The following is a 24,956-nucleotide window of genomic DNA, read 5'->3' on the forward strand; positions in this document are numbered from 1 at the left end:
ATGTGGCTCTTAGTACTCTTTTGTCTTATGATAGGTTTGCTGATCGGTATGCAGGTACCGGTTTTTCTGAGTGTGGTCTATGCCAAGTATATGTCCATTGCGGTTATTGCCGCCCTGGATGCGGTTTTCGGTGGGATTCGAGCTTATATGGAAGATAATTTCGATACCACCATCTTTGTTAGTGGTTTTGTGGTCAATACTCTCTTGGCAGCTGGCATGGCTTATTTGGGGGACAGGCTGGGGGTTCAGCTTTACCTGGCAGCAGTAGTGGTTTTCGGTGTACGCATATTCCAAAATTTAGGAATAATCCGTCGATATTTATTGAAAAAATATTAAATAAAAATTCCATGTAAAAAAGGGAAAAACCGTATGTTTGGCGTACTAAGAAAGAAGGAATCTTTCTAAGGGGTGCTTGGCATTAATAGAAACATAGTAGTAGCCCTGGATGTAGGAACCAGCTTTATTAAGGCAGCGATGGCCGAACTTAGCCAGGGCCAGGAGATTAATATCCTGGGGGTTTCCCATGTGCCATCACTGGGTTTGCGCAAGGGTAATATCGTAGATATTGAAAGCACAGCCCGGTCTATTGATAGTTGTCTTAATGATCTGGAAAGATTGACCGGGGTTGATATAGCCAGCACTCTCCTGGGGTTTTCCGGGAGCAGCGTATATGCTGTCAATAATCACGCGGTAGTGGCTGTAGGTAATCCCAGTTATGAGATTACCCAGGATGATAGACAAAGAGTATTGCAATCTGCCTGCAATATTGCTTTGCCGCCTGATAAGACCATTGTACAAGCGGTGGAGAGACAGTATATCGTAGATGGTTATGATGGGGTAAAAGACCCGATAGCAATGGTTGGTAGCAGGCTGGAATTGGAGACGACTATAATTGTTGCTGCTACAGCGGCTATTCAGAATATGCACCGGAGTATGCAGCGTATTAATTTACAGACGGAAAAAATAGTATATAATCCTTTGCTGGTAGCAGAAGCTGTTCTCTTGCCTACGGAAAAAGAAATGGGTGTGGTACTGCTTGATATCGGTGGAGGGACCACCGAGATTAGTTTTTTCGAGGCAGGTAGTCTTCTTTACACTTCAGTTCTGCCGGTTGGTGGTGAGTATATTACCCGGGATCTGGCCATTGTGTTAAGAACCTCTCTGGAAGAGGCGGGCAGAATCAAAGAAAGAAATGGTGTGGCCAGCCCTGATATAGCCAGGAATGATGTAATAGTAAATGTAAAAAATGTTCAAGGTAAAGAAATCCGGCAGGTGTCACAAGAGGTGGTAGCGGAGATTATATCAGCCCGGATTATGGAAATTGTGGAAATGATCTATGCGGAGCTTAAACAATTTGCTTGCCTGGATCGGATTCCGGGAGGAATCGTAGTAACAGGGGGAGAGGCTGAGCTAACCGGTCTGGTAAAGACCATAGAGGAATATACCAATATCCCTACGCGCCTGGGAATTCCCGAAAACTTAAGAGGAATTCCGGTTGATTTCAATCGCCCCCAGAATGCGGTAATTCTTGGTGGATTGATTTATTCATCCCGGTATTTAAATATAAATTGTGATAACAAACGGGGTATTGCAGCTCTTTTCGACCAACTTAGCAGGTGGTTTAAAGAATTATTCAGGTAAAGGTGGAGGAGGTTTTTAAATGCCATTGGATTTTGATGTAGAGATGCAGCAGTTTGCCAAGATTAAGGTGATAGGTGCAGGTGGTGGGGGAAACAATGCGATCAATCGCATGATAGAAGCAGGGCTCAAAGGAGTGGAATTTATTGCGGTAAACACTGATGCTCAGGCCTTGTTTCTTTCCCGGGCGGAAAAGAAAATTCAGGTGGGGGAGAAGCTTACCAAGGGACTGGGGGCCGGTGCTGATCCGGAAGTAGGTATGAAAGCCACTGAGGAAACTGCTGATGAGATAAAAAAAGCCTTACAGGGTGCGGATATGGTTTTTGTAACTGCTGGTATGGGAGGAGGAACTGGAACCGGAGGGGCTCCTATAATCGCTAAAATTGCCAAAGACCTTGGTGCTCTAACGGTTGGAGTTGTTACCAAGCCTTTTACTTTCGAAGGACGTAAAAGAAATTCACAAGCTGAGCGGGGAATTGAGGCTTTGCGGGAAGCGGTGGATAGCCTCATCACTATTCCCAATGACCGGCTACTGCAAGTAGTGGACAAACATACGGCATTTAATGATGCTTTCAGAATAGCGGATGATATACTTAGGCAGGGAGTTCAGGGAATATCGGACCTTATTGCGGTACCGGGAGTGATTAATTGTGATTTCGCCGATGTACAAACGGTGATGCAGAATACCGGTTCCGCTCTGATGGGAATTGGGAAGGCCAAGGGGGAAAACCGGGCAGCGGAGGCAGCACGCGAAGCTATTTCCAGTCCTTTGCTGGAAACCTCGATTGAAGGGGCCAAGGGTGTTTTATTTAATATCAGTGGGGGTGCTGATCTGACTCTTTTTGAAATAAATGAGGCGGCGGAAATCATTCATCAGGCAGCAGATGTTGAAGCCAATATAATTTTTGGGGCTAATATTGACGAAAAGCTTAATGACGAAGTACGAATTACCGTCATAGCAACCGGTTTCAATACTCCGCGGACCCAGAGCAGTAGCACTGAGTCAACTAGATTGAGGGGCCTGGATTCGCCTCCTAGTTTTTTAGATAAAAATGACCTGGAAATCCCACCTTTCTTAAGGCGCAAATAGCTGATATAAGTTGTCAGTTGTCAGTCGTTAGGCGTTGGGAGACGGAAGACAGAAGGCGGAAATCGGAGGACGGAATGGGGTATAAGGTAGTATAACCTTCTTCTCCAAATTAATAGAAGAATTTAAATGAAACCGGGAATATTATCCCGGTTTTTTACTATTTATAAAGTATTAAAACTATCTTACTGCCTTGAATTGCAACATAATGCCCCAGCCTGTACTGTTATAATATGGTAGGTATTTATTATTCTGGCAGGCATATAAATTAAATGGCGTATATCTCTTTATTATTGCTGGGTTCATTATTGGAGAGAATGCGGCCAAATTTCGTCTTATCCTGGAATATTATCCTGCCCCTTATCCAATGATCTGGAGGGGTAATTAATGGCTATTCCCGAGGTTTATGCAGACCTTAGTTTCGCAATAAACTTTATAATGGATTTTTGTATACTCTGGGCCACAGCTAGATTGACCGGCAGCCAAGTGGTATATAAACGTATTGTTTTTGCTTCTTTTCTTGGGGGAATATATGCTCTGGCCTATCTAATTCCTGGGATGGAATACTGGTTTTCTTTATTCTTCAAGATTCTCTTCTCCTGCCTAATGATTATTATCGCCTTATACCCACAAAACTGGGCCGAATTTAGAAAGGCCTTCCTGTATTTTTATGCTATTAACTTTATCGTGGCTGGAGCTAGCATGGCTATTTCATATCTGCTTATAGATAAGCAATCAGGGGCGAATTTGTGGTACTTATGGCTGCCAGGGGGAATATTAACCGCTCTTGCTATCGGAATATTTGGACAAAAATATTTGTTAAGGCAAGTTCTCCCCGCCTTGCTTCGCTTTGATGTTGAACTAAGGTTCAATAATTATCATTGCCAGGGTAAAGGTTTTTTGGACACTGGTAACAATCTGCGCGATCCTATTACTAATCGTCCGGTGATAGTGGCAGAATACCAGTTTCTAAAAAGCTGCCTGCCCGAGGATTTAAGAGAAGTGCTGGAAATTAAGCAGGATGAAAATACCATGTTGGATGCTCTGGGTGGTTGCAGTTGGGCCAACCGTTTGCGTTTGATACCTTTTTCCTCCATAGGCAAAAAGAACGGCATCCTGCTGGGGGTGCGTGCGGATGAGATAGTGGTTAACAATGGCAGCAAAGATGTATTCCACCAAAATATGGTGGTGGGAATATACCGGGAAAAACTTAGTTCTCAGGGAGAGTACCAGTTTTTGATACCTGCCGAAATAATTGAGAATGCTTAGGAGGATGGGAAGATGGATATTTTAGAGAGACTAAGGAACTGGCGTTTATACTTCATCAAGCTATACCTTAAGAAGAAACTGCCCCGCTTTATTCATTATATTGGGTCAACTGAAGTTCTTCCGGCACCGCTGCGTGAACAAGAAGAGATGGCCTTGATTTCCCAACTGGATCAGGGAATTATGTCGGTAAAGGCAACCCTGATCGAGCATAATCTGAGGTTGGTAGTATATATCGCCAAAAAATTTGAGAACACGGGGATAAACATTGAGGACTTAGTTTCCATTGGCACTATTGGACTGATTAAAGCGGTTAATACTTTTGAACCCAAGAAAAATATTAAACTGGCTACTTATGCCTCTCGTTGTATTGAAAATGAAATACTTATGTATCTTCGCCGGAATATAAAAAATAGGGTGGAAATATCCCTGGATGAACCTTTAAATGTGGATTGGGATGGTAACGAACTTTTGCTTTCAGATGTCTTGGGTACCGAAAATGATATGATTTATAAACAAATTGAGGGTGAAGTGGAAAAAAGCCTTTTGTGGAAAGCTATGCACAAGCTAAATAATCGGGAAAAGACTATTATTCAGCTTCGTTTTGGCTTGGCCGATGGAGATGAGAAAACGCAAAAGGAAGTAGCCGATATTTTGGGGATTTCCCAGTCCTATATTTCTCGCCTGGAAAAACGGATTTTGAAAAGGCTGCAAAGGGAGATTCGCAAAATTGAATGATTAATATTTATGCAACCCTTATGCAACTTTCCCCATCTTATTTTCTTGAATTTTATCTGCTTTAAATTCTGGAATTCGAATAATATTGCTCAAGCGGGTAAATAATTCTATTAAAGATATGATGCTAGCTAAAGCTTTTCTTCTTAATATTCAGATAGCAGAGGTAGCTTTTTCAGGCATTAAGATATAAAGAAAAAGGGGAAGGGGTGCATTTAAATCAACAAGGTTGAAATCTGTGGCGTAAATACATCCAAGCTCCCGGTTCTGAAAAACGAAGAGATGAAGATACTCTTTACAGAAATGCATCAGGGCAAGACCCAGGCCAGAGAAAAATTAATTCAGGGTAACATTAGATTGGTTTTAAGTGTTATTCAAAGGTTCACTAATAGAGGCGAGTATGTTGATGATCTTTTTCAAGTGGGCTGCATAGGTTTAATTAAATCAATAGATAATTTCGACTTAAGCCAGAATGTACGCTTCTCTACCTACGCGGTACCGATGATTATCGGAGAAATAAGACGCTATCTGCGGGACAATAACGCCGTTAGGGTATCAAGATCATTGCGCGATATTGCCTACAAGGCTTTACAGGTAAGAGAAAAACTCATCAATGATAACTCGGCTGAGCCTACGGTAAGCCAAATAGCGCAACACCTTGATGTCAGCCGGGAAGAAGTGGTTTTTGCTTTGGATGCAATCCAGGAACCGGTATCCCTATTTGAACCAATATATAATGACGGGGGCGATCCCATTTTGGTAATGGATCAGCTCAGTGATGAACGGAGTGGGGATGAGCAATGGTTGGAAGAAATATCGATAAAAGAAGCCATGAAGAAGTTGAATGATAGGGAAAAACATATAGTGTCATTGCGATTTTTTGCTGGTAAAACCCAGATGGAGGTGGCGGAAGAAATCGGTATCTCACAGGCTCAGGTTTCCCGCCTGGAAAAAGCAGCACTAAAACAATTGCGGAAATATGTTTAAGGGAGGTAATAAAGGCTATGAGAAACAAGATACTGGTGATTTTCCTGGTGGCTATGATTTTGTCACTTTTAGTTCCCATCGCAGGCTGGTATTATGATGTCGAACAAGCCTTCACTCCGAACAACCTTATCCGCATAAATGTGGTGTCGCGCTAGGCATTGTTCAAAGCTTGCTCAACCTGAGCATAGAAGCTAATACTTGGTCGGTATTAGAGTTGATTCCGCTGCAAAAAGTAATAATTATGCATTTGCTTGCATAAATATTCCGCTCCAGCGTCCTTAATAGCGACCGCAGGGAGCATCAGTTGTGCCCGGCAGGGTGCTACGCATGGGCAACACCAACGGCTCGTCTCACGGCTCAAGGGGTACCGCGCCAATCTCCCGTCCATGGGAGGCAACCTTAATAGTGACACCCGTAGGGTGGAACACTAGGCGTACCCGAAGGGTGAGGCGCTCTCGCGACATCCTGTCGCTCGCCCCCTTTCGCCTGCTCGTCTTCGCCGGTGCAACCTTAATAGTGACATCCGAAGGATGGAACATCAGGAGTACCCGCAGGGTGAAGCATCCATGCTTCGCCAACGCTCGCTTTGCATATTTATGCAACCCTATGCAACAAAAAGGGGTTTTTGCAGTAGAACCACAGTTAAATCAGATTATTTAAAGAGTCCTGCAGCTGCAGGGCTTTTTCTATGATAAAATGTAGTTGCTATGATATATTTTTACAATAGCTAAAAGGGGACAGTTGAGATGGAATCTCTTTCCGGGGTAAGGTTGGTATGGGAAGGTAAAGAGAATGAGCTAATAGAAAGACCGCTGGAATATGGCAGCAGGGTAGAAGTGGTTTATCCCCACCCTTTGTTTCAGAGCAATAATTTGTTTGGTGAAAGGCTGGATAATCCGCCACAGTTGGAACCAGCTTTATTGAATCGCATCTACCAAGGGGATAATTTGGCTGTTCTTAACCTCTTGTTGCAGCAAGGCTTTGCGGGGAAAATAGACCTCATATACATTGACCCGCCTTATCTAAGCAATAGCAACTATAATTCCCGGATAAGCGTAGAACATCAGGGTCAAAAATATTTTATAGAAAGATTGGCCTTTAAGGATCGGGATGAAGATTTAGTTTCCTACCTGCAGCAGATCTATAAGCGATTGAAGATTATGAAAATGCTGCTCTCGGAGCAGGGGAGCATATTTGTCCACCTGGATTGGCACAGCAGTCATTATGTTAAAATATTGCTGGATGAGATTTTCTCCAGCGATAATTTTATTAATGAGATTATCTGGTGTTATGGGGGAGGAAGTGGAACCAGGAGGCATTTTCATCGTAAGCATGACCAGATTCTGTGGTATGGCAAGGGAAAAGATTATACTTTTAACCCCCAGTACCGGCCTTATACTGAAGGAACCTTGCAGAGGGGACTTACCAGAGTTAAGGGCAAGAAATATACATTGCATAAAGAAGGCGCGCTTTTGCAGGATTGGTGGGTAGATATAAATAAGATACTTAGCCCTACTGCCCGAGAGAACTTGAAATTTCCTACTCAAAAACCGTTAGCTTTATTAAAAAGAATAATAGCATCTGCTTCTAATCCGGGGGATTTGGTAGCCGACTTTTATGCTGGCTCCGGAACTACGGCTGAAGCCTGTGAAGAAATGAACAGATCCTGGATATCTTGTGATTGCAGCAAATTAGCCATACAAAGCAGCCGTTATCGTTTGCTCAGAAAAAAGGCCCGTCCCTTCCAGATAACAGAATTAATCGAAGAAGACAATGAAGAGCAAAAACCAGGAATACTGGAGTTAATAGTACCAGAAGTTTGTTCTTATGATGAGAAGCAGGCTATGGTCAAGTTAGGGATTTCCCGCTATGACTCTCCTCTTTTTCCGTTTGAAAATCGAAATTTTGTCTCATGCCTTGATTTCTGGGAACTGGATTGTAATTATGATGGCTGTTTTTCTTCGCAATTACAAGTTATTAGAGAAAAGCCTGATTATAATCTTCCTTTACCGCTGCAGTTAAGTGTTCTATTACCTAAACAAGAGGAGTATTCCATGGCCATAAAAAGCTATGATATCTTTGGTGATTCGATAATAAAAAGCTTTACATTTCCGGGATGCCAATAAGGGGACGGCTTTCGCTTAACCATCCCCCTATTTCTTAGATTCTTATGCGATTCTGCTTTATTAAATGCCAAAGATCGATTTCCTTGTGATCTCCTAACGGAAGCCAAGTTTCTGCAAAGACTTCCTCATCATTTAGTTCTTCCTTCCGCATGAAGGTTTTTCCAGAGCTCTTTTCTGAATTATCATAGCCCTCTGTTTTACTCATCATAATCCTGAGCATGCCGAATGCTTTTGGCTAGATTATGGCCCAGCATATAGACTCCGGCGATAGTGACAGCATGCAATGCCCACCAACCAGGCTCCATAAAACTAAAGGTTCCCGGATCAGCTTTGTCCTGGTGCATAAGTTTCTTGGCAAATGAATTTCTTCTATCCATTAGATCAGCCAACATAATAAAACCTCCCTTAAATTATTAACCTTCATTGCTATTTTTCCCGCCTAAGAAAACTTCTAAGACAGTAAATAATCCCACAGCTGTTTGGAATAAAATAGAAAACCATTTTTTAATCATATTTGGTGTTACTGCAAAAAGTTATTAATGTTTATTGGTTTGTATAAATATACCGCTCCAGCAACCTTAATAGCGACCGAAGGGTATGTAGGGAACGACCCCCGTGTCGTTCCGAATCAGGCGCAACAACCTTAATAGCGACTGCAAAGCATTGTAAGGACGTCTTCGACCGCCCGCTTTCACCTTCGCTAGGGTTTTGTATATTTATGCAACCCTTCTGGAACAAAAAGGTTCTTGCAGGAGTCATATTTATACAGGCAAAATAATAATGATTATTTTGCGAGGAACAATGCTTTTCTGGGCATTGGAACCGGAAGCAGCCTGGATATACTCTTGCCAAGTTCCCGTTTTTATGTTATCAATGGCTTTAGGATTTTTTCCCATAGCTGTTGTCTGATGGATAACCATAAACTAGGAGCAAATTATGATAAGAACAGAAAAAGCCGCTTTGTGTTTTCTCCATGCAATTAAAGGAATAGGCAGCAAAAGCCTTTGGAAAATTAAAGACAGCTTTGGCAGTTTTGAGAACTGCCTGAAATCTGATTCATCTCGTTTGTATGCTCTGCTCAAGAGCGAAATAGCTCAGGCTATTATTTCCCAACGCCAGAATAGTAGTATATTTTTTTATTTGGAGCGGTTGGAGAATGAGGGGATCAACCCGATGGGTTTTGAGGAATCCGCCTATCCATCAAGCTTAAGAAATATTTATAATCCACCGATGCTGCTTTATTTTCAGGGTAATATGGATTGTGTTAAAAAAATCTGTCTGGCCGTTGTTGGCTCCCGAGCGGCCAGTGATTATGGCCGGACTACAGCCAGGAAACTGGGCCATCAACTGGCTACACGGGGGATAAGTGTGGTAAGTGGCATGGCTCGGGGGATTGATACGGAAGCTCATCGTGGAACTCTTGATGCCAGGGGCAAAACCATAGCAGTATTGGGGAGCGGTCTTAATATTATTTACCCCCGGAGCAATAAGCGCTTATTTCATGAAATAATTGAGCAAGGAGTGGTTATTAGCGAGTTTCCCCTGGATACTAACCCTGAACCGGGGAATTTTCCCATGCGTAACCGCATAATATCCGGTATAAGCCGTGGGGTGGTTGTGGTCGAAGCCCGGGTCAAAAGTGGGGCTTTGATTACAGCGGATTATGCTCTGGAGCAGGGAAGGGATGTATTTGCTGTTCCCGGGCCGATTAATCGGGAAAGCAGTATGGGGGCTAATAATTTAATCAAACAAGGGGCCAAATTGATTACAGGGGTTGAAGATATTATTGAGGAGTATTATGATATCACAATACCGGAAAAAGAGCTTCCGCTACAGGAACAGCTACTTTTTTTGGATGAGCAGGAAAAAGTCGTTGTAAACTGCCTGGCTGGAGATCCCCTGCTTTTTGATGATATAATAGCCAGTACCGGTTTTAACATAGGGGAACTCAGCCGCCTTTTATTGAAACTGGAATTGGCAGGCATAGTAAAGTCTTTGCCGGGTAATTACTATGTTAAAGTATGACTATATAGTATGTATTAATTTTTGCACTGGAACCCCTCATAGACAGGGGGCCATAACTAAGATGAAAAGTGAGCTCACTCCTCACTTATAAACTATGGAGAGGTGATTATTTTTGGCAGGAACTACACTGCTTATTGTAGAGTCAGCGGCCAAAGCCAGAACCTTAGGGAAATTTCTGGGCAAGGGCTATAAAATAAAAGCATCGGTGGGGCATGTTCGCGACTTGCCCAAGAGCAAATTGGGAGTCGATGTGGAGAATGATTTTGAACCCCAGTATATTACTATTCGGGGCAAAGGAGATATCCTGAAAGAGATTAAGGACGAATCCCAAAAAGCCGGTCGCGTTTTACTAGCTACCGACCCCGATCGTGAAGGAGAAGCTATAGCCTGGCATTTGCAGAATGCTATGAAAATTCCGCCGGAGGAGAATTGCCGGATTGAATTCCATGAGATTACCCGTGAGGCGGTAAAGAAGGCCATTAAAAATTCGCGCCCGGTGGATTTAAGCCGGGTGAATGCCCAGCAGGCCCGCCGGGTTTTGGACCGCCTGGTAGGCTACAACCTGAGCCCTTTGCTTTGGAATAAGATTCGCAAGGGCCTGAGTGCGGGCAGGGTGCAATCAGTGGCTTTAAAGTTAATCTGTGATCGGGAAGAGGAAATAAAGAACTTCATTCCCCAGGAATATTGGACCGTAGATGCCATTTTTAATGCTGCTAAGGGCAAGAATAGCAAATTTACTGCTCGTCTGGCCAGCTACCAGGGGAAGAAAATCGAAATCAACAGTGATAAAGAGGTGGCAGCTATAGGAGAATACCTTCAAGGCGCCAATTTTACTGTGCTCAAAGTGGAAAGAAAGGAAAAACGCAAGAACCCCAACCCCCCGTTTATTACCAGTACTTTACAGCAGGAAGCTTCCCGGAGGCTTAATTTCTTCTCCAACCGTACTATGCGGGTAGCCCAAGAATTATATGAAGGTTTGGAAATTGGTAAAGAGGGTACGGTAGGATTAATTACCTATCTCAGAACTGATTCTACCCGGGTGGCCAGCTCGGCGCAAATGGAAGCCCTGGACTTTATTAATTCTACCTTTGGAGCGGAATTTGCTCCGGACAAACCCAATGAATATAAGAGTAGGAAATCAGCTCAGGATGCCCATGAAGCTATTCGCCCAACTTCCATCCAGCGGACTCCGGAGAGTGTAAAAGCGTTTTTAAGCCGGGATCAGTATCGCTTATATCAATTAATATGGAACCGCTTTGTTTCCAGTCAAATGACCCCTGCGGTTTATGATAGTTTGACTGTGGATATCTCGGCTGGAGACTACGGTTTCAGAGCCAGTTCATCACAGCTTAAATTTATTGGCTACAAAAAAGTCTACAGCGATAATGAAGAAGAAGAGCCAAAGAATAATATTCCAGAGCTTAAAAAGGGAGAAGAACTTGCACTGCATGAGTTAAAGCCGGAGCAGCACTTTACGCAACCTCCACCCCGCTTTAGTGAGGCCAGTCTAATTAAATTGCTGGAAGAAAAAAGTGTTGGCCGTCCCAGTACTTATGCTCCTACCATAGATACCATTTTAAAGCGTAATTATGTGGAAAGGCAGAACCGGCAGTTTATTCCCACAGAATTGGGCTTTATTGTAGTGGATTTACTCAAGGAGCATTTCGCCAATATTCTGGATGTGGAATTTACCGCCCGGATGGAAGGCGAATTGGATTTGGTAGAGGAAGGCAAACTGGATTGGAAAAAGGTGGTACGCGATTTTTATGAGCCGTTTCACTCTGACCTGGAGAAGGCCCGTGAGCTGGCCCAGAAGATTGAGATCAAGGATGAAGAGGCTGGTAAAGAATGCCCGCAATGTGGAAGACCGATGCTTATAAAACACGGTCGATTTGGTAAATTCATGGCTTGCTCGGGTTTTCCCGAATGTCGCCATACTCAATCAATAAATCAGGAATTGGGACTAAAATGCCCGCTTTGCCAGGGCTCTATAGTGGCTTTGAAAAGCAAGAAAGGCCGGACTTTTTATGGCTGCAGCAATTATCCTCAGTGTAACTTCCGCTCCTGGGATAAACCAACGGGGAAAATTTGTCCCCATTGTGGAGACGCGATAGTAGAAAAGTTCAATAAAAAGAAAGAAGCTACACAGATTTGCCAGAATCCCGCTTGCAAGCAGAAGGTGGAAATGGGGGGTTGATTTGCAGCAGGTTAATGTAATCGGTGGAGGATTGGCGGGTTGTGAGGCAGCGTATTATTTGGCACAAAAGGGTATTAGAGTCCGGCTCTGGGAAATGCGGCCACAAAAAGCCACGGCTGTACATAGAACGGCAGATTTAGGGGAACTGGTTTGCAGTAATTCCCTAAAATCCGATCAGCCCAATACCGCTCAGGGTTTATTAAAAAGAGAAATGAGAATCCTGGGCTCCCTCTTGCTAAGCTGTGCGGAAAAAGCCAGGGTACCTGCAGGATCTGCTCTGGCAGTAGACCGGGAGCTTTTTGCTGGGTTGGTGAGCCAGGCGATTCTTGCCTGTCCCAGCATTGAATTATGCCGGGAGGAGGTAAACAGAGTGCCGACAGGGGAATTATCTATTGTAGCTTCCGGCCCGCTAACCTCGGAGGCTTTGGCGGCTGATTTAAGGCGGATTACCGGAGAGGAAAACCTCTTTTTCTATGACGCAGTGGCCCCGAGCATTAGTGCGGATAGTTTGGACATGAATAAGATTTTCCGGGCTTCCCGTTATGGTAAAGGGAGTGCTGATTACCTGAACTGTCCCCTGGATCGTGAAGAATATGAAAGCTTTTATGAGAATTTAATAAATGCTGATATTAAGGCCGGACACAGTATTGATAAGAGCCTTTTTTTTAATGCTTGTATGCCGGCAGAGGTTATAGCCCGCCGGGGCAAGGATGCATTAAGGTATGGTCCTATGAGGCCAGTGGGTTTAGAGATTCCGGGGAGCTCTAAGAGGGCTTATGCCGTGTTGCAACTACGGCAGGAAGATAAAGCCGGGACAATTTATGGGATGGTTGGCTTTCAAACCCGTATGCGCTGGGGGGAACAGGAGCGGATTTTTCGTTTGATACCCGGTTTGGAACAGGCGGAGTTTGTACGCTATGGGGTTATGCATCGCAATACCTACATTAATAGTCCGAAGCTTTTATGGCCCAGCCTGCAATGTAAAAAGAGGCCGGAAATCTTTTTTGCCGGCCAGATTACCGGGGTTGAAGGTTATATGGAGTCAGCTGCTACCGGAATTATTGCGGGAATTAATGCGGCCAGGTGGCTACAGGGAAAAGCGCTCTTAACCCCGCATAAAGCTACCATTATTGGAGCGCTTCTCGACTTCATCAGCAGCTCTTCCAGCCAGGATTTCCAACCGATGAATGCTAACTTTGGTCTTTTGCCGCCAATGGAACCGCCCATAAAAGATAAGGCTAAAAGGTATCTGGCCTATGTAGAGCGAGCGTTGAATAAAATGGGTGAATTTTCAGAATCTTTGTTAAACTAGTTGTAAAGTAAAAGTTATTATGCTAGCATTTTTTTAAGCATCGAAAGAAACTAAGGAGCGATTTGACACAGCTCTGCAACGAGGTGGGGAACTAGAAACCGTTGCCAGTTTTCTTAATTTCTTAATAGGAACCCAGCTGCTTAAAGAGTGGGGACATCTTTTACCTCGTTATAGCTTCTAGAAAAGAGGCGAGTATCCTGCTTTTTCAATATATCGAAGCATTTCTTAATCATATGCGAGTGGAAAAAAGTGCTTCCAACTTTACCCTCTCCAGTTATAAAACCGACTTATCGCAGTTTTTTGCTTTTCTATCCCAAAAGAAGGGGATAAATCCGGAGGAAGTTGGAGTCGAGTTAATTAGCCACAATAGTGTTAGAAAGTATCTGGCCCAAATGCAGGAAAAGGGTTTATCTCGTGCCACTATGGCCCGAAAGCTGGCAGCTCTCAGATCCTTCATCAAGTTTTTATGCCGGGAAAATATACTGGCAGACAACCCTATAGCCGCTGTTTCCACACCCAAACAGGAGAGGAAGTTACCCAGGTTTCTTTATACTAGGGAAATAGACTTGCTGATGAACGCACCCGACCTATCTATGGCAGCCGGCAAAAGAGACCGGGCTATTCTTGAAACGCTCTATGCTTCCGGGCTGCGGGTGAGCGAACTTACAAATCTTGATAAGCCTGATATTGATTTTGGCGAAGACTATATAAAGGTGCTGGGCAAGGGCGGTAAAGAAAGAATTGTACCCTTGGGAAGCAAGGCTAGAGAGGCATTACTTCTCTATCTGCAGCAGGGAAGAGTTTACCTGGAAGCCAAGGGCCAAGCATCTCCAGCTTTATTTCTCAACAAAAACGGTCAGCGCCTGAGCACGAGGAGTATCCGCAATATCATAAACAAATATGTGGAAACTATAGCCATAAATCAAAAAGTTAGCCCCCATACCCTGCGGCATTCCTTTGCCACTCATTTGCTGAACAATGGTGCTGATCTCCGCTCCGTTCAGGAATTATTGGGCCATGTTAAATTGTCAACCACCCAGATATATACTCATCTAAGCCGAGAGAAGATAAAAGATATACACCAACAAACTCATCCACGGAGGTAGAATAATGTTTCAAGCAACCACCATAATTGCGGTTAGAAAGGGCCAGCAGACCGCTATAGCTGGCGATGGGCAGGTAACCCTGGGTCAGAATACCATAATGAAACAAAATGCAACAAAGATAAGAAGGCTCTATGAGGGAAAGGTAATAGCCGGTTTCGCCGGGGCGGTAGCTGATGCCTTCACCCTTTTTGCCAAATTCGAAGAAAAGCTCAAACAGGCTGGGGGCAACCTCAGTAAAGCAGCGGTGGAAATCGCCAGGGAATGGCGCTCAGACCGAATTCTTCGCCGCCTTGAAGCCCTCTTGATCGTAGCAGATGCGGAGAAGATTTTTATTGTTTCCGGTAGCGGCGAATTAATAGAACCTGATGATGGAATAGCTGCTATTGGTTCGGGAGGAGCCTATGCTTTAGCCGCAGCCCGGGCCTTGAATGCTTTCAGCGAGCTTAATGCCCGGGAAATTGCCGTTGAATCCTTAAAAATAGCTTCTGGTATCTGTGTCTATACCAATGAGCAGATTTCAGTTGAAGTAATCGAAAAATAGCCATAAAAGGGGAGTTCATATTGTTTAAGCTCACTCCACGGGAAATCGTCGAAGAATTGGATAAATATATTATTGGTCAGCAAGAGGCCAAGAAAGCGGTGGCCATAGCTTTGCGCAACCGCTATCGCAGGAAATTGCTTCCCGATGAACTCCGGGAGGAAATCTACCCAAAGAACATTATAATGATTGGTTCGACCGGAGTAGGAAAGACCGAAATTGCCCGGCGCCTAGCCCGGCTGGTAAAGGCTCCCTTTATCAAAGTAGAAGCCAGTAAGTTTACCGAAGTGGGATATGTTGGCCGGGATGTTGATTCCATGGTTCGTGATCTGGTGGAGACTTCAATTCGCCTGGTAAAGCAGGAAAAGATGGCCGCCGTGGAGCAAAAAGGCCGGCAGATGGCCGAAGAAAGGATAGTCGATATATTACTGCCTTTCGATGGCAGGAAGAGCAAGAGTCCTAAAAACCCCTTCGAATTTCTTTTAGGGTCAATACAGGAGAGAGACGATGTAGATGATGAAAGCGAGCGGCGCCGGAGAGAAATTGGCCAAAGAAGAGAGATTCTTAGGCAAAAGATTAATCGCCTGGAGTTGGAGGACGAGACTATTGAAATCGAGGTAGAAGAGAAAAACCCCTCTTTCATGGAGATATTTTCCGGTTCAGGGGTGGAGGAGATGGGTATTAACCTGCAAGATATGCTAGGAAACCTTATGCCTCGAAACAAGAAAAAGAGAAAAGTGAGCATTGCTGAAGCCCGCAGGATTTTAACCTACGAAGAAAGCCAGCGCTTGCTGGATATGGACGAGATTCACCGCGAAGGTATAAAACGGGCGGAAGAAGATGGCATTATATTCCTGGATGAAATAGATAAAATAGCCAGCAAAGAGAGTAATTACGGCCCTGATGTGTCCCGAGGCGGAGTGCAGAGGGATATACTCCCTATTGTTGAGGGCTCAACGGTGATAACCAAATATGGACCGGCCCGGACCGATCATGTTTTGTTTATTGCAGCGGGAGCTTTTCATGTATCCAAACCCTCGGATCTGATTCCTGAATTGCAGGGTAGATTTCCCATCCGGGTCGAGTTGGAAAGCCTGAAAAAAGAGGATTTGAAGAGGATACTTACCGAGCCTAACAATTCTCTCATTAAACAATATATAGCTTTGTTGTCAACGGAAAAACTAACCATGGATTTCACCCCGGAAGCTATTGATTATATTGCGGAAAGAGCTTATGAGGTTAATTCTCGCACCGAGGACATAGGGGCCCGTCGTTTGCATACGGTGATGGAGAAGCTTTTGGAAGACCTGCTGTTTAATTCTCCTGACATGGCGGGAGAGAAGCTGGTTATTGATATTGATTATGTTGCCGAGAGACTGGACCGTATAGTTGAAGATGAGGACCTTAGCCGCTATATCTTGTAGGAGTATTTAATAGTAAGGGGGTTGTTCTATGTCAAAAAGTCTATTGGAAAAATCCAGAGCCATCAATAGGATTCTTCAAAAAATTGCGGGTCACCCGGTAAACTTTTTCGAGATAGCTGATGTACTATGCAGGAACCTGGAATGTACGGTTTTTATAGTGGGCAGGAGGGGGCAAATAGGAGGTTATGCTTTTGCCGAAGGGGCTATATGCCAGGAGATACAGCAGTTGATTAAGCATGCGGAGCGTTTTCCGGAGAGTTTTAACCAGGAATTGTTGAATATTTTAGAAACCCAAACCAACATAATACTAAAGGATGGGCGCAAATGCCTTTTTAACCCGGATAATGTCAACTGCAGTTGTTCAGCGCGAATTTGGTCCATTACCCCGGTCTTTGGTGGTGCCAGGCGGATTGGCACCCTGATTTTTATGAGAGATAAAGTTAAATTTACAGAGGAAGATATTGTTTTAATCGAATATGGAGCCATGGTGATGGCCAATGAGATAATGCGCATCAGAACAGAAAGGATCGAGGAAGAAGCACGGAAAAAAGCCTCTGTGCAAATTGCCCTGGCTACTCTCTCCTATTCCGAAAAAGAAGCCATAGACCACATCATCGCGGAGCTCAAGGGAAAAGAGGGATTGCTGGTGGCCAGCCGGATTGCGGATAAGGTGGGAATTACTCGTTCGGTGATAGTAAGTGCTCTGCGCAAATTTGAAAGCGCCGGGGTAATTGAATCACGTTCATTGGGAATGAAAGGGACTTATATCAAGGTATTAAATGATTACCTGTTCGAAGAATTAAGGAATCAGGCTTGAGACATATCGAAGATTGCCTATAAAATGAGAGAATAGTCCTGGGGCTAACCGCGAGGTTAGTCATTTTTTTTGTTAATCAGGCAAATTGTAGCAAGGGCAGGGGAGGAAATAGAATGTTGAGGTAGAAGTATAGAAGATGGGTAAATTTTGTTAGGGGTGATGCTATGCTGGAAAGGATTCTGGAAACCAAAACGCATATTTTGCTTAACAAAGCTATGGATGTTGGTACTTTGCGTAACGATGTTATCGCTGACAACATAGCCAATGCGGATACCCCCAAATTCAAAAGAAGAGAAGTCATTTTTGAGGAAAAAATGAAAAAGGCCCTGGAAGGAACCACAGATCAGCTAGGGCTAAATCTAACCAATTCCCGGCATATCCAAATGGAAGGGAATAATATGGACATAGAGCCCGAAGTCCGGGTTTTGGAGGATCTCACTTTTCGCAATGATGAAAACAATGTGGATATTGATAACGAGATGGCCAAAATGACCAAGAACAAGATTAATTATGACGCAGTCAGCCGGAGTATGAGCAACGAGATTCGTTTGTTGCGCATGGCTATTACCGGAAGGGGGTAGTTGGTATTGGGGTTTTTGAATAGTATAGACACCAGCGCGTCAGGTCTTACGGCTCAACGCTTGCGCATGGATACCATAGCCAGTAATATGGCCAATGTGGAAACTACCCGGGTGGACAATCGAACCGGTCCCTATCGCCGGCAGGTGGTGGTTTTTGAAGCCCGTAACGCTTCAGCTCCCAAGAAACGTTTTCAGAGATTTCTGGAAGAACAGAGCCAGACTTTTAATGCTGCCAATTCGGGGGTAAGAGTCAAGCAGATTCGGGAGATAAATGAAAACGAAGCACCTTACCGCCGGGTTTATGATCCATCACATCCGGAAGCGGATAATGAAGGTTATGTAAACTATCCTAATGTTAATATTGTGGAAGAGATGATAAATATGATATCTGCTACTCGGGCCTATGAAGCCAACGCCCAGGTTATAGAAGCTACCAAGAGCATAGCTATGAGAGCTCTGGATATTGGAAGATAGGGGGATGCTAAATGAAGTTGGGTGCTCTGGATAGCATCGCGCTGGCAGGTATTAACCCGGGTCAGCCCTCAGTAATGAAAGATTCGCCAGCAAATAAAGAAGGCGGTTTTTTTAATTATCTAAAAGAAGCCCTGCAGGAGGTAGATGAGCTGCAAAAAGAAGCTGCATCCAGTGCGGAAAAACTAGCGTTGGGTGACGAGACTTACTTGCATAATACCATACTGGCTTATGAGAAAGCCAATCTGGCCTTGCAATTGACGGTGGAAGTCAGGAACAAGTTAGTGGAGGCTTATCAGGAATTAATGCGCATGCAGATGTAATTGCTGTTGGGGAGTTGGATTATGGAAAGCTTTGCGGAAAAACTCAAGGAAACAGCTGGGCGAGTCGCCGGCTCATGGCAAAATATGAACTTGAACCAGAAAGTACTTGCCGGCGGAGGTATATTGCTTATTTTGGCGGCTGCTATAATCCTGGTGATTAGCAGTTCCCGGGATACAGCTTATGAAGTGCTATATACGGAATTGGACAAAAAAGATGCTTCCCAGATAACGGCCAAGTTGGATGAAGGCAAGGTGCCTTACAAGTTGGAAAATGGCGGCACTACCATACTGGTTCCTCCCGACTTAAAGGATAAAACCCGTCTTACTCTGGCCAGCGAAAACCTCCCCCGTGGGGAAACGGGCTTTGAGTTGTTTCAGGAAAGCAAATTCGGGGAAACCCAAGTCGATAAAAAAGTTAAATACCAGGTAGCTTTGCAGGGGGAATTGGCACGCAGCATACAGAGTCTGGACAAAGTGAAAGCAGCCAAAGTTAACCTGGCTTTACCCGAGTCAACGTTGTTTTCCGATAATGAAGAGCTGCCCAAAGCTTCGGTAGTTGTTAATACCAGGGAGGAAGAAAAACTCTCTCCCAAGGAGATTCAGGGGATAATTAATCTGGTAGCCAACAGTGTGGATAAGCTCACCACTGAAAACGTGGTGATTGTTGACCAGCATGGAAACCTGGTATCGGAAAATTTGCCTATGGCGAATGGAGATATCAGTGAAACAGTAAAATGGCAGATGGCCATGAAGAGGCAGTATGAAAAGGAAAAACAGGATGCTATACAGAGTATGCTGGATAAGAGCCTGGGCCAAAACAATTCGGTTGTCCGGGTTAATGCAGAATTGGATTTTGATAATAAAGAACAGAAAGATGAGCTCTATTCCCATGATGATGCTGGTCCTTTCGTAAGGAGCGAAGAGATTAAAAAGGAATCCGGAACCGATACCACCCAGCCTGTTGTAGGTGTACCCGGAACCGACACCAATATTCCTCAATACCAGGAAGTTGACGCTGCCGGTGGGGTGTCCACCTATGACAAGAGCAGCAAGATTAGGAATTATGAAATAAACAAGACCGAGAAAGTAACTAAAGTTGCCCAGGGGGATGTCAAATACGACTATTTGACAGTAGCAGTACTGGTCAACAGTAAAGCAACCGAGCCCTTGAAATTGGGTGAAACAGAAGAAGAAAAAATAGCTACCATCCGTAATATAGTAGCCACTGCTTGTGGTCTGAGGGAAAATCGGAAAGATGAGAGTGTTCGCCTGGAAGATAACATATCAGTGGCTTTTGTTGATTTTTATACCGAACCCCAGGCGGAAGCTCCCGGGGGAACAATGGATCAAATAATGCGCTCCCCTCTTACCCCGTGGTTATTAGCGTTTCTAGTCGTCCTCATAATTCTCCTGGCTTGGTGGTTGATGCAGCGCCGAGAGAGAAGGCGGGCTGAGGAAGAAGCAGAAGAGGCCGGCATTGATACACTTATACAGGAGGAAATAAGGGTGGAAGACCTGATAGAAACTGGCTTGAGTCCGGAAGAAAAAGAAAGACGCAAGATCAGAGAAGAGATTGACCGGATTATTAATGAAAATCCGGAAATCGCGGCCCAGGTGCTCAAGACCTGGCTGGCAGAAGAATAGGGGTGGTCACAACTGGCAACCAAGACTAGTCTAAGTGGTAAGCAAAAAGCAGCGAACTTTTTAATATTTCTGGGTCCAGAGAAGTCAGCGAAGCTATTCCAGCATATGAATGAAGAAGATATTGAACAGTTAACCCTGGAAATAGCCAATGTTCGTAAAGTGCCCACGGAGAAAATGGACGAAATATTCCGTGAATTCTATGAAATGTGCCTGGCCAGCCAGTTCATCGGTCAGGGAGGAATAGACTATGCCAAGGAAGTGCTGGAAAAGGCTTACGGCATGGAAAAGACCATGGAGATTATCGGGAGGATATCATCTTCCTTGCAGGTTCGTCCTTTTGATTTTATTCGCAAGACCGAACCTTCCCATTTATTGAACTTTATTCAGTCCGAACACCCGCAGACCATAGCCTTGATATTGGCTTATCTGGATGCGGAAAAGGCCGCCTCATTTTAGGAGCTCTGGCTCCGGAAAGACAAGCGGAAGTAGCCAAGAGGATAGCCATAATGGATACCACTTCACCCGAAATAATCAAAGAAGTGGAAAGGATTCTGGAACGCAAGCTGTCTTCCATAGCGCCGCAGGAATTGACTGCCGCCGGTGGCGTCAAGGCAGTGGTGGAGATTATAAATCGAGTAGATCGAAGTACGGAAAAGACTATTATGGAAACCCTGGAGGTGCAGGATCCCGAGTTGGCAGAAGAAATCAAGAAACTGATGTTTGTATTCGAGGATATTGTCATGATAGACGATCGTTCGGTGCAAAGAGTCTTGCGCGAAGTGGAATCTCAGGATTTGGCCCTGGCCTTGAAAGGTGCCAGCAACGAGGTATCCCAGAAGATTTACCACAATATGTCCACCCGGGCCTCAGATATGCTGCGTGAAGATATTGAATTCATGGGACCGGTAAGATTGCGGGATGTGGAGGAAGCTCAGCAGCGTATAGTTAATATTATTCGCCGTTTGGAGGACTCTGGTGAGATAGTAGTTGCCCGAGGCGGAGGAGATGAGGTAATTGTCTAAAGTAATCAAGGGTTCTGATATGCTCTTATTTCAGCCCAAGGTAATAGATCTTACTGCCATCTATGAATTAAAAAAGCAGGCAGAGGCGGAAAAATTGGAGGCAACGGAAGAAATCACTGAGGAAGATTTACTGAGCAATGACATAGCCTTAAAACAACTGGAATTAAAAGAACTGCAGTTGGAGGCTGAAAGGATAGTTGACGAAAATGAAAAGATAGTCAGGGAGTTGCTGGAAAAAGTCCGGGAGGAAGCCAGAACCATAATAGCCGAAGCCCAGGAAGAGGCTGAAGTAATCCGGCAACAGGCCCTGGAAAAGGCTGAAGAACTGTTGGTTAGCAAGCAGAAAGAAGGATATGAAAACGGTCTCAAAAAAGCCCAGGAGGAAATTGAAGCCGATCGCTTATCAGCAATGCAAGAAAGCCAGAGGATACTGGAGGAAGCCCGGCAAAGCAAGATTCAGATAATGAATTCCAGCGAAGCCGACATGGTGCGCCTGGTTATGGCGGTAAGCAGGAAGGTAATTGGAGGCGAACTGGAAACCAACCCTCGGGTGATTATCAATATTATCCGGGAAGGCCTGAACTACCTGGACAACCCCCAAAACGTAACCGTCTATGTCAATCCCCTGGAAGTAGATAAGATATTAGAGGTAATGCAAAGCGAATCTTTTAACGATATTGGAAGTAATGAAATCCCGTTAAAGATCACGCCTGATAAACGTATACAAGCGGGTGGATGTACCCTGGAGAGCGATGCCGGATCAGTCGATGCCCGCCTGGAAACCAGGATTGCCAGCGTGGAAAAAGCCATTCAGGAAGTGGCTCCCGATGAATAAAGCGCCGGCTCTTCCGTTGGAAAAATACTTGGATGCACTGGACAAAACCACCACCTGCCAGCTTAAAGGCCGGATATCGCAGGCTATCGGCCTGACCATTGAAGCTACCGGCCCCCGGGTAAGAATGGGGGAACTCTGCTTTTTACAAACCAATTATTCCGATCGCCAGCTGGTTCCAGCGGAAGTAGTTGGTTTCAAAGATAAGAAGATACTGCTCATGCCTCTGGGCAATTTGGAAGGCATTGGCCCGGGTAGCGAATTGCTGGCCAGCGGAACTACTCTGAGGGTTCAAGTGGGAATGGAACTGGTGGGCCGGGTTCTTAATGGATTGGGTGAACCGATTGACGACAGAGGCAGGATAAAGTCCGAGACTACTTATCCGGTGACCAACCAACCCCCCAGTCCCCTGAAAAGAAAACGCATCACTGAAGTTTTGCAGGTAGGGGTAAAAGCCATCGATGGTCTGGTTAGCATAGGCAAAGGCCAGAGAATGGGAATACTGGCGGGCAGTGGAGTGGGTAAGAGTACCTTGATTGGGATGATTGCCCGCAATACGGAAGCTGATATCAATGTTATTGCTCTTATCGGGGAGCGGGGGCGTGAAGTCCGGGAGTTTTTGGAGCGCGACCTGGGGGAAGAAGGCCTGGGAAAATCTGTAGTAGTAGTAGCAACATCGGATCAGCCTGCCCTGGTTAGATTGAAAGGTGCCTTTGTCGCTACCAGTATTGCCGAATACTTCCGTGACCAGGGTAAAGATGTACTATTCTTGATGGATTCCGTAACCCGTTTTGCCTTGGCCCAGCGTGAAGTTGGCCTGGCCATTGGTGAGCCGCCGGCTACCAGGGGCTATACTCCTTCAGTGTTTGCCATGCTGCCTAAACTCTTGGAGAGAGCAGGTACTTCGGAAAAGGGAACCATTACCGGACTGTATTCCGTGCTGGTGGAGGGTGATGACCTGAATGAACCAATAACTGATGCGGTACGGGGAATATTGGATGGACATATTGCCTTAAGTCGAAGCCTGGCGGCCATGAATCTCTACCCGGCTATTGATGTGGGGCAGAGCATAAGTCGTGTTATGATTGATATAGCATCTCCAAAACATATCAAAAACGCCAACCGCTTCAGGAGCATACTGGCCACCTATGAAGAAGCTCGGGACCTCATTGATATTGGGGCCTATAAGAAGGGCTCCAACCCTCGCATAGATGAATCTATTGCCTTGATTGATAAATGCCAAAACTTTATTAGACAGGATATCTACGATGAAGCCAATATAACTACCACTTTGGAAAACCTGGAAGAAGCTGTTCGTCTATAGAGGTGAGCCGTAATGAAAGCATTTCGTTTTAGATTGCAGACCAAACTGGAGATTTGCACCCGCCAGGAACAAATAGCCTGGGAAGAAATGCAGAGCCGCCTTAAGGAACGCGAGCTCTTGCTGGAGGAATTACAGTACCGGGAGCGAAGGTTGCTGGCAGTGGAAGAAGAAATAAGGCAGGATAGCTGCAAAGCTCAAGGGTTTCAAGCCCTGTTGCTTAAGAGAGAATTCGTTCCTGTACTCGTAATGCAGATAGTACAGGCAGAACAAAACCTGTCCCAGGCCGAAGCCAGAGTGGAAGAAGCCCGGGTACTGCTGTTAGAAAGAAAGCGAGAAACCAGTACCCTGGAAAAATTAAAAGAACGGGCCTGGCAGGAATACCTTTTAGAACTCCAACAGGAGGAACAAAAGATTATTGATGAAATAGCTATCAACAATCATTTTCGCAGGGATCTGGCTTAAGGTCTGTTTGAAAAGTATGAGGAGTGAAGGGTAAGGGGTGAGGGGCTTATTTATTTTCTAACCCATAATCCTACTGTTCAACAACCGCTAAATCATACTTAATCTGCGTAAATCTGTGTCAAAAATATTGGAGTCCCCTGGCCCATTTTCATCATTATTTATGGCTCCTGGCCACGGGGGTTAATTAAGAATTGGAGAGTTTTTAGAACTATGATATTGAAAAAAATTAAAATTTTGCTGGTTTTTTTATCACTTCTGGTTTTGCTGGGCGGAGGCTATTACCTTCTGCTCTATGTAAACCTGCTTTCAGCCCCGGCTTTTCTGAAAAATGCGCCTCTCTTGGGTAACTTTGTCTCTCGGAGCTCGGAACAGGTCTCCCGGCTTCAGTATGAAGAAGCCTTCAAGCAAAAGGAAAAGGCTATGACGGAGAACCAGAAATTACGCCAGACCCTGCAGAATAAAGCAGAGGAGATGGAAAATACCAGAAAGAGCTTGGCTGATTTAAAGAAAAAGCTCAAACTTAGCGAGCAGGAAGACGATAATCTTAAAGAGGAGATTGCTCAGCTCAATAGTGAAATACTGGACTTGAAAAGCAAGCAGGAAAGCAAAACCGCCGCCTACAAGGATATGGCTGCCTATTTCAGCGAAATGAAGGCCAAAACAGCCGCCGATATTCTATCCCGCTTGGATGATGAGGATGTAATAGGGATTTTCAGCCAGATGGAAAATGATACGGTGGCCGAGTTGATGCAGAATATGGATGCTGCCAGAGCGGCTCGGATAAGCAAGAAAATGCTGGTGGCAGCACCCTGAGAATCCTGGGGGGGGTAAGGTCTGGGCAAGAGAAAGTATAGATTTCTTGCTCAGACCTGGCCCCGCCGGGAGAATAAAACTGGATAAAAGTGAGAGTGGGGATTGAGGGGAGATTTCTCAAAAAGGTTCATCTCACCATAGCTCTGCGGCACTTTTAGCCGTTGTTTGTGATATCCGTTCCCTTCTTGGTATCTAGCAAAACTCTCCTCGGGGTACAACAGAATAA

At 44.8% G+C, this 24,956-nt stretch carries 26 protein-coding genes and 1 pseudogene; 24 read left to right on the forward strand and 3 right to left on the reverse strand.

Annotation, left to right across the window (positions count from 1 at the left end; all coding sequences use genetic code 11):
• The 8 genes from SWOL_RS04195 to SWOL_RS13495 all read left to right on the forward strand — a co-directional run bounded on the left by SWOL_RS04195 (window position 1) and on the right by SWOL_RS13495 (window position 7,839).
• On the forward strand, window positions 1–336 hold the full coding sequence (locus SWOL_RS04195; RefSeq protein WP_041427380.1) for a small basic family protein: 336 nt from the start codon (window positions 1–3) through the stop codon (window positions 334–336).
• 72 nt (window positions 337–408) lie between these two features.
• Window positions 409–1,641 carry a cell division protein FtsA gene (gene ftsA / locus SWOL_RS04200; RefSeq protein WP_011640257.1) on the forward strand — a complete coding sequence of 411 codons (1,233 nt, stop codon included), beginning with the start codon at window positions 409–411 and terminating at the stop codon, window positions 1,639–1,641.
• Window positions 1,642–1,660: 19 nt separating this feature from the next.
• Window positions 1,661–2,728: a cell division protein FtsZ gene (gene ftsZ / locus SWOL_RS04205; protein ID WP_011640258.1), complete on the forward strand. Its 1,068-nt coding sequence runs from the start codon at window positions 1,661–1,663 to the stop codon at window positions 2,726–2,728.
• A gap of 384 nt (window positions 2,729–3,112) precedes the next feature.
• Window positions 3,113–3,994, forward strand: a complete 882-nt coding sequence (gene spoIIGA, locus SWOL_RS04210) for a sigma-E processing peptidase SpoIIGA (RefSeq protein ID WP_011640259.1) — start codon at window positions 3,113–3,115, stop codon at window positions 3,992–3,994.
• A 12-nt stretch (window positions 3,995–4,006) separates the two neighbouring features.
• Window positions 4,007–4,729 carry an RNA polymerase sporulation sigma factor SigE gene (gene sigE / locus SWOL_RS04215; RefSeq protein ID WP_011640260.1) on the forward strand — a complete coding sequence of 241 codons (723 nt, stop codon included), beginning with the start codon at window positions 4,007–4,009 and terminating at the stop codon, window positions 4,727–4,729.
• 216 nt (window positions 4,730–4,945) lie between these two features.
• Window positions 4,946–5,713: an RNA polymerase sporulation sigma factor SigG gene (sigG, locus tag SWOL_RS04220; protein ID WP_041427381.1), complete on the forward strand. Its 768-nt coding sequence runs from the start codon at window positions 4,946–4,948 to the stop codon at window positions 5,711–5,713.
• A 17-nt stretch (window positions 5,714–5,730) separates the two neighbouring features.
• The gene (locus SWOL_RS14235; RefSeq protein ID WP_155814127.1) at window positions 5,731–5,868 is read left to right on the forward strand and encodes a hypothetical protein; all 138 of its coding nucleotides are present in this window, start codon (window positions 5,731–5,733) and stop codon (window positions 5,866–5,868) included.
• A gap of 591 nt (window positions 5,869–6,459) precedes the next feature.
• Window positions 6,460–7,839, forward strand: coding sequence for a DNA methyltransferase (locus tag SWOL_RS13495; RefSeq protein ID WP_011640262.1), 1,380 nt, complete (start codon window positions 6,460–6,462; stop codon window positions 7,837–7,839).
• A 34-nt stretch (window positions 7,840–7,873) separates the two neighbouring features.
• On the opposite strand, the gene SWOL_RS14715 is transcribed toward SWOL_RS13495, so the two are convergent.
• The 3 genes from SWOL_RS14715 to SWOL_RS14720 all read right to left on the reverse strand — a co-directional run bounded on the left by SWOL_RS14715 (window position 7,874) and on the right by SWOL_RS14720 (window position 8,759).
• On the reverse strand, window positions 7,874–8,047 hold the full coding sequence (locus SWOL_RS14715; RefSeq protein WP_207635325.1) for a hypothetical protein: 174 nt from the start codon (window positions 8,045–8,047) through the stop codon (window positions 7,874–7,876).
• Complete coding sequence (locus SWOL_RS04230) at window positions 8,037–8,231, reverse strand: hypothetical protein (protein ID WP_041427382.1); 195 nt, start codon at window positions 8,229–8,231, stop codon at window positions 8,037–8,039. The genes SWOL_RS14715 and SWOL_RS04230 overlap by 11 nt, the downstream gene beginning before the upstream one ends.
• A 369-nt stretch (window positions 8,232–8,600) precedes the next feature.
• Entirely contained in the window at window positions 8,601–8,759 is a 159-nt protein-coding gene (locus tag SWOL_RS14720) for a hypothetical protein (protein WP_155814128.1), read from the reverse strand.
• A gap of 16 nt (window positions 8,760–8,775) precedes the next feature.
• Between SWOL_RS14720 and dprA the strand changes: the two genes are divergently transcribed.
• From dprA to SWOL_RS04310, 16 genes and pseudogenes are all read left to right on the forward strand, one after another.
• Window positions 8,776–9,864 carry a DNA-processing protein DprA gene (gene dprA / locus SWOL_RS04235; protein WP_011640263.1) on the forward strand — a complete coding sequence of 363 codons (1,089 nt, stop codon included), beginning with the start codon at window positions 8,776–8,778 and terminating at the stop codon, window positions 9,862–9,864.
• Window positions 9,865–9,976: 112 nt separating this feature from the next.
• A complete protein-coding gene (topA, locus tag SWOL_RS04240) occupies window positions 9,977–12,061 on the forward strand; it encodes a type I DNA topoisomerase (protein WP_011640264.1) in 2,085 nt (694 codons plus the stop codon).
• Window position 12,062: 1 nt separating this feature from the next.
• Complete coding sequence (trmFO, locus tag SWOL_RS04245; protein ID WP_011640265.1) at window positions 12,063–13,373, forward strand: methylenetetrahydrofolate--tRNA-(uracil(54)-C(5))-methyltransferase (FADH(2)-oxidizing) TrmFO; 1,311 nt, start codon at window positions 12,063–12,065, stop codon at window positions 13,371–13,373.
• A 212-nt stretch (window positions 13,374–13,585) separates the two neighbouring features.
• A complete protein-coding gene (gene xerC / locus SWOL_RS04250) occupies window positions 13,586–14,479 on the forward strand; it encodes a tyrosine recombinase XerC (RefSeq protein WP_341271089.1) in 894 nt (297 codons plus the stop codon).
• Between the two features lie 4 nt (window positions 14,480–14,483).
• Window positions 14,484–15,020: an ATP-dependent protease subunit HslV gene (gene hslV, locus SWOL_RS04255; protein WP_011640267.1), complete on the forward strand. Its 537-nt coding sequence runs from the start codon at window positions 14,484–14,486 to the stop codon at window positions 15,018–15,020.
• Between the two features lie 20 nt (window positions 15,021–15,040).
• Window positions 15,041–16,441: an ATP-dependent protease ATPase subunit HslU gene (gene hslU / locus SWOL_RS04260; protein WP_011640268.1), complete on the forward strand. Its 1,401-nt coding sequence runs from the start codon at window positions 15,041–15,043 to the stop codon at window positions 16,439–16,441.
• A gap of 28 nt (window positions 16,442–16,469) precedes the next feature.
• Window positions 16,470–17,258 carry a GTP-sensing pleiotropic transcriptional regulator CodY gene (gene codY, locus SWOL_RS04265; RefSeq protein WP_011640269.1) on the forward strand — a complete coding sequence of 263 codons (789 nt, stop codon included), beginning with the start codon at window positions 16,470–16,472 and terminating at the stop codon, window positions 17,256–17,258.
• Window positions 17,259–17,422: 164 nt separating this feature from the next.
• Window positions 17,423–17,839, forward strand: a complete 417-nt coding sequence (flgB, locus tag SWOL_RS04270; RefSeq protein ID WP_011640270.1) for a flagellar basal body rod protein FlgB — start codon at window positions 17,423–17,425, stop codon at window positions 17,837–17,839.
• Window positions 17,840–17,845: 6 nt separating this feature from the next.
• Window positions 17,846–18,313: a flagellar basal body rod protein FlgC gene (flgC, locus tag SWOL_RS04275; protein ID WP_011640271.1), complete on the forward strand. Its 468-nt coding sequence runs from the start codon at window positions 17,846–17,848 to the stop codon at window positions 18,311–18,313.
• An 11-nt stretch (window positions 18,314–18,324) separates the two neighbouring features.
• Window positions 18,325–18,633 carry a flagellar hook-basal body complex protein FliE gene (gene fliE, locus SWOL_RS04280; protein ID WP_011640272.1) on the forward strand — a complete coding sequence of 103 codons (309 nt, stop codon included), beginning with the start codon at window positions 18,325–18,327 and terminating at the stop codon, window positions 18,631–18,633.
• Between the two features lie 21 nt (window positions 18,634–18,654).
• Window positions 18,655–20,277, forward strand: a complete 1,623-nt coding sequence (gene fliF / locus SWOL_RS04285) for a flagellar basal-body MS-ring/collar protein FliF (protein WP_011640273.1) — start codon at window positions 18,655–18,657, stop codon at window positions 20,275–20,277.
• 12 nt (window positions 20,278–20,289) lie between these two features.
• Window positions 20,290–21,299, forward strand: a pseudogene (fliG, locus tag SWOL_RS04290) (flagellar motor switch protein FliG).
• Complete coding sequence (locus tag SWOL_RS04295; protein ID WP_011640274.1) at window positions 21,292–22,134, forward strand: FliH/SctL family protein; 843 nt, start codon at window positions 21,292–21,294, stop codon at window positions 22,132–22,134. The pseudogene fliG and the gene SWOL_RS04295 overlap by 8 nt, the downstream one beginning before the upstream one ends.
• Window positions 22,127–23,455, forward strand: coding sequence for a flagellar protein export ATPase FliI (gene fliI, locus SWOL_RS04300; RefSeq protein WP_011640275.1), 1,329 nt, complete (start codon window positions 22,127–22,129; stop codon window positions 23,453–23,455). Before SWOL_RS04295 ends, fliI begins: the two co-directional genes overlap by 8 nt.
• Before the next feature lie 12 nt (window positions 23,456–23,467).
• On the forward strand, window positions 23,468–23,917 hold the full coding sequence (locus tag SWOL_RS04305) for a flagellar export protein FliJ (RefSeq protein WP_011640276.1): 450 nt from the start codon (window positions 23,468–23,470) through the stop codon (window positions 23,915–23,917).
• 216 nt (window positions 23,918–24,133) lie between these two features.
• A complete protein-coding gene (locus SWOL_RS04310; protein WP_207635326.1) occupies window positions 24,134–24,730 on the forward strand; it encodes a MotE family protein in 597 nt (198 codons plus the stop codon).
• Window positions 24,731–24,956 lie beyond the last annotated feature (226 nt).

The sequence above is a fragment of the Syntrophomonas wolfei subsp. wolfei str. Goettingen G311 genome, assembly GCF_000014725.1.
GTDB lineage: Bacteria > Bacillota > Syntrophomonadia > Syntrophomonadales > Syntrophomonadaceae > Syntrophomonas > Syntrophomonas wolfei.

Bases quoted from the DNA above. Each gene is read 5' to 3' on its own strand.
- ftsZ (WP_011640258.1), top strand. From the start codon at position 1,661: ATGCCATTGGATTTTGATGTAGAGATGCAGCAGTTTGCCAAGATTAAG.
- fliE (WP_011640272.1), top strand. From the start codon at position 18,325: ATGAAGTTGGGTGCTCTGGATAGCATCGCGCTGGCAGGTATTAACCCG.
- SWOL_RS04230 (WP_041427382.1), bottom strand. From the start codon at position 8,231: ATGTTGGCTGATCTAATGGATAGAAGAAATTCATTTGCCAAGAAACTT.
- SWOL_RS14715 (WP_207635325.1), bottom strand. From the start codon at position 8,047: ATGATGAGTAAAACAGAGGGCTATGATAATTCAGAAAAGAGCTCTGGA.
- flgB (WP_011640270.1), top strand. From the start codon at position 17,423: ATGCTGGAAAGGATTCTGGAAACCAAAACGCATATTTTGCTTAACAAA.
- fliI (WP_011640275.1), top strand. From the start codon at position 22,127: ATGAATAAAGCGCCGGCTCTTCCGTTGGAAAAATACTTGGATGCACTG.
- spoIIGA (WP_011640259.1), top strand. From the start codon at position 3,113: ATGGCTATTCCCGAGGTTTATGCAGACCTTAGTTTCGCAATAAACTTT.
- hslV (WP_011640267.1), top strand. From the start codon at position 14,484: ATGTTTCAAGCAACCACCATAATTGCGGTTAGAAAGGGCCAGCAGACC.
- codY (WP_011640269.1), top strand. From the start codon at position 16,470: ATGTCAAAAAGTCTATTGGAAAAATCCAGAGCCATCAATAGGATTCTT.
- dprA (WP_011640263.1), top strand. From the start codon at position 8,776: ATGATAAGAACAGAAAAAGCCGCTTTGTGTTTTCTCCATGCAATTAAA.
- SWOL_RS14720 (WP_155814128.1), bottom strand. From the start codon at position 8,759: ATGGTTATCCATCAGACAACAGCTATGGGAAAAAATCCTAAAGCCATT.
- SWOL_RS04305 (WP_011640276.1), top strand. From the start codon at position 23,468: ATGAAAGCATTTCGTTTTAGATTGCAGACCAAACTGGAGATTTGCACC.
- SWOL_RS14235 (WP_155814127.1), top strand. From the start codon at position 5,731: ATGAGAAACAAGATACTGGTGATTTTCCTGGTGGCTATGATTTTGTCA.
- fliF (WP_011640273.1), top strand. From the start codon at position 18,655: ATGGAAAGCTTTGCGGAAAAACTCAAGGAAACAGCTGGGCGAGTCGCC.
- SWOL_RS04195 (WP_041427380.1), top strand. From the start codon at position 1: ATGTGGCTCTTAGTACTCTTTTGTCTTATGATAGGTTTGCTGATCGGT.
- SWOL_RS13495 (WP_011640262.1), top strand. From the start codon at position 6,460: ATGGAATCTCTTTCCGGGGTAAGGTTGGTATGGGAAGGTAAAGAGAAT.
- sigE (WP_011640260.1), top strand. From the start codon at position 4,007: ATGGATATTTTAGAGAGACTAAGGAACTGGCGTTTATACTTCATCAAG.